Here is a 3,326-nt window from a genome sequence, read left to right as displayed (position 1 = left end):
TTATCCTAGCTGTGCAGATTTCCCGAGCCACCTCTAACCGCAACCTCAACCCAAACATTCATCCAATCAACACCCAAAAATTATCTGAATTTAAGATAACTGATTTTCAGATATATTTGAAGTCCCCATCTCGACTCGGATGGGGTGATGATGTGGGAAAAACTTTTGGATCAGCCCGACACAAGGCGCTCATTGCAAAACTCATAGAAGCGCGCGAACAAGCAGGCATGACACAAACCGAACTTGCGACAAGGCTAGGTGAATATCAATCCTTCGTCGCGCGATTGGAAAGTGGCCAACGCCGAATTGACGTCGTTGAACTTATAGAATTGGCAGAAGTTCTAGGGTTTGATCCAAAGGCGATGGTTGGTGCTATTCAAGCAACCAGTGACAACCCATAGACAAAATGCTCATCTGCAAATCAGATATCGAATCAATAGGGCGCATGAAATGAACGACGAAATACAACGCTGGGTACCCGAAATAGAAGAATTCGCCCTTTTTTCTGAAGACGAGATTGAAGCTCTTCAAGCCCGTTCGTTTGCGAAAGACGTAAGGGGCAAGATAACCCTGTATGTCCCCTGCGCAGTCCGTGGGAAAGATGTACAGCTGAAGCCCGAAGAGGCAATACGCCAGCTTTGGTTGGCGCGTTTAATGGGCGAATATGGATACCCGGCAAAGCGGATACAGGTGGAATACCCAATTACTTTTGGACGCGACAGCTCCAAGCGAGCTGACATAGTCGTATTCGACCCAGATAGACCGACCGTCCCCTACATGATCATCGAAGTGAAGCAAGGGAAGTTGCGAGACGGCAAGGAACAATTACGATCCTATTGCCATGCTACGGGGGCTCCGTTGGCTTTGTGGAGTAACGGCATTCTTGCGGAAAGCTATCACCGCAAGAACCCAAATTACTTCGTCGAACTTCCCCGTCTGCCGACCGCCAATCAAACGATTGACGATGTTGTTAGCGAGCCTTGGACTATCGAGACTCTTATTGAGAAGGAAGAGAAGCGTCAGGAAGAAGGTTCAAAAACAAGATCACTTCGCGAAAAGATCGTCGAACTCGAAGACGAAGTACTCGCCAATGCGGGCGTCGATGTTTTCGAAGAGGTGTTCAAGCTTGTTTTTACAAAGCTGTATGATGAGAAGGCTACCCATAACGGCCTCCAGCCCTATCTTCAGTTTCGAAACTCTAACACCGCTGCCCAACTCAAAGAGCGAATTCAGGCGCTTTTTGACAGGGCGAAGCTTGAATGGCCTGGCGTATTCCTGGATGATGAGCGCATCCGCTTGTCAGCCGACCATTTGCAAGTCTGCGTCGGTTCGCTTGAAGAATGGAAGCTGTTCAACTCCAATCTCGACGTAATCGACGACGCGTTCGAATACCTCGTCTCCAAGTCATCGAAGGGCGAGAAAGGGCAGTATTTCACGCCGCGTTGGGTCATCGACATGTGTGTGAAGATGCTCAACCCGAAAGAGAGTGAAACCGTTATAGATACGGCTTGCGGGTCGGCTGGTTTTACAGTCCATGCCATGTTCCATGTATGGCGTCAGATATACGACGAACTAGGGCTTCCACATTCCCATCTGTTTACAATGGACGCGAAACATCCGCGAGCCACGCGCTACGTTGGCGAAAAGGTGTTCGCAATCGACTTCGACGAAAAGAGCGTTCGCGTCTCTCGCTGCCTCAATTTGATCGCAGGTGACGGCGAAACCAATGTGCTGCATCTCAACACGCTTGATTGGTCCAAGTGGGACGAAACGGTTAAGCAAGATGAGTGGGACGATACCTATGGCGATGGCTGGCGGCGACTGCGGCGGCTTCGTACAGGTGGCAAGAAAGAAGGCTATCGCAACTTCGGTTTTGATGTGCTGATGGCCAATCCTCCCTTCGCTGGGGACATCAAACAATCGGACATGCTTGCGGTCTATGACATGGGCCACAAAGCTGATGGCAAGATGGAGAAATCTGTCGGACGCGATCTCTTGTTCATCGAACGCAATCTGGATTTTCTTAAACCCGGTGGACGCATGGCAATTGTGTTGCCGCAGGGCCGGTTCAACAATTCCTCCGACAAACGCATTCGCGAATTCATCATGGAACGGTGCCGAATTCTGGCGGTGGTTGGCCTGCATCCCAATACGTTCAAGCCACATACCGGCACAAAAACAAGCGTCCTTTTTGTCCAACGTTGGAACGATGATGAGAAGGCCGGACCGCTGTGTGAAAAGCAAAAAGACTACAACATATTCTTCGCAACTCAGCAGGTCGAAAGTGTCGATAACAGCGGCGACAAGGTTTATGTCAAAAAAGCCGATGGCAGTTTGGAACGCGACGACCACGGCCATTTCATCGTCGCGCATGATCTATTCAACCATGATGGCAAGACGCAAGACGGCATTGCCGAAGCCTTTCAAGAATTTGCGAAGCAGGAGCGTTTAAGTTTTTTTCCGGTAGCCCCTTCGACAGTCGTCGCCTAAACGAATTGTTGGAGGGGCTTGAGGCCTCAATTATGCAAACTAGAGAACTGGGTGATTTAAACCCAGCGCTTCGGTTTGACGCAGAATTCTTCAGCAAACCGGCTTTGCACGCCGTATTAGATATCCGGAGATGCAGTTACGAACGCCTGGGTGATATTGCCGCCCGAATACAGCATCCGATTGAAGTAAAAAGAGAATATGAAGACGAAGGTCTGCTTACCATAATGGCAAAAGACGTTCGCCCCAATCGCTCGGAAATTTCTGATCCGCGATATATGCCTGCGGAGTTGAGACCCACGGTATCAAGAAATAGGCTTTCCAAGGGCGACGTTCTTGTGACTCGCACTGGGGCAAACTACGGACAGGTAGCGCCCTGGAAACATACCGTAGAAGCATTCGCTTGCGCTGATATATTGATCATTCGAAAGCCGTCTTGTCCGAGCGGCTTTTTGAGTAGTTTCTTGGAAAGCAGCAAAGGAAAACCCCTCGTACTTCGCGGGGGATATGGAGCTGCACAACCTCATATTGCGCCTCCATATTTGTCTGACATCCCTGTCCCGCGATTGGAAGTACTCGAAAATCGAATTGACGCTTTGGTAGATAAATCGGTTGCGCTTGAGACTAAATCAGCAAAAGCCGTAACAGAGGCTGAATACGTAATCCTTGACGCGCTGGGCCTGGCCGACTGGACACCACCGAAGACACTCAGCTATACCGCCTCAGCAAGCGCTGCCTTCGCAGCTGGGCGCATAGATTCTCAGTACTTCCGCCCACTTTTTACTGAAGTTGAAGATCGTCTTAGAGCCGGATTCAAAAGTTCATGACGGGAAACAATA

3 protein-coding genes are annotated in these 3,326 nt (G+C 49.8%); all 3 read left to right on the top strand.

Features of this window, described 5'->3' with window-relative positions; translation table 11 throughout:
* Nucleotides 1-152: 152 nt before the first annotated feature.
* The 3 genes from K7H91_RS25420 to K7H91_RS25410 are packed head-to-tail and all read left to right on the top strand — an operon-like array spanning nt 153 to nt 3,314.
* Entirely contained in the window at nt 153-401 is a 249-nt protein-coding gene (locus K7H91_RS25420; protein ID WP_230722952.1) for a helix-turn-helix domain-containing protein, read from the top strand.
* Nucleotides 402-450: 49 nt separating this feature from the next.
* A complete protein-coding gene (locus tag K7H91_RS25415; protein ID WP_230722951.1) occupies nt 451-2,490 on the top strand; it encodes an N-6 DNA methylase in 2,040 nt (679 codons plus the stop codon).
* 32 nt (nt 2,491-2,522) lie between these two features.
* Nucleotides 2,523-3,314, top strand: coding sequence for a hypothetical protein (locus K7H91_RS25410; RefSeq protein WP_230722950.1), 792 nt, complete (start codon nt 2,523-2,525; stop codon nt 3,312-3,314).
* The last annotated feature ends 12 nt before the right edge of the window (nt 3,315-3,326 follow it).

Origin of the sequence: Martelella mediterranea, assembly GCF_021021415.1 — a bacterium.
In the GTDB taxonomy this organism is placed as follows: domain Bacteria; phylum Pseudomonadota; class Alphaproteobacteria; order Rhizobiales; family Rhizobiaceae; genus Martelella; species Martelella mediterranea_C.
The sequence above is the reverse complement of the archived record's forward strand: the minus strand, read 5'-3'. Positions and strand labels throughout refer to the sequence as shown.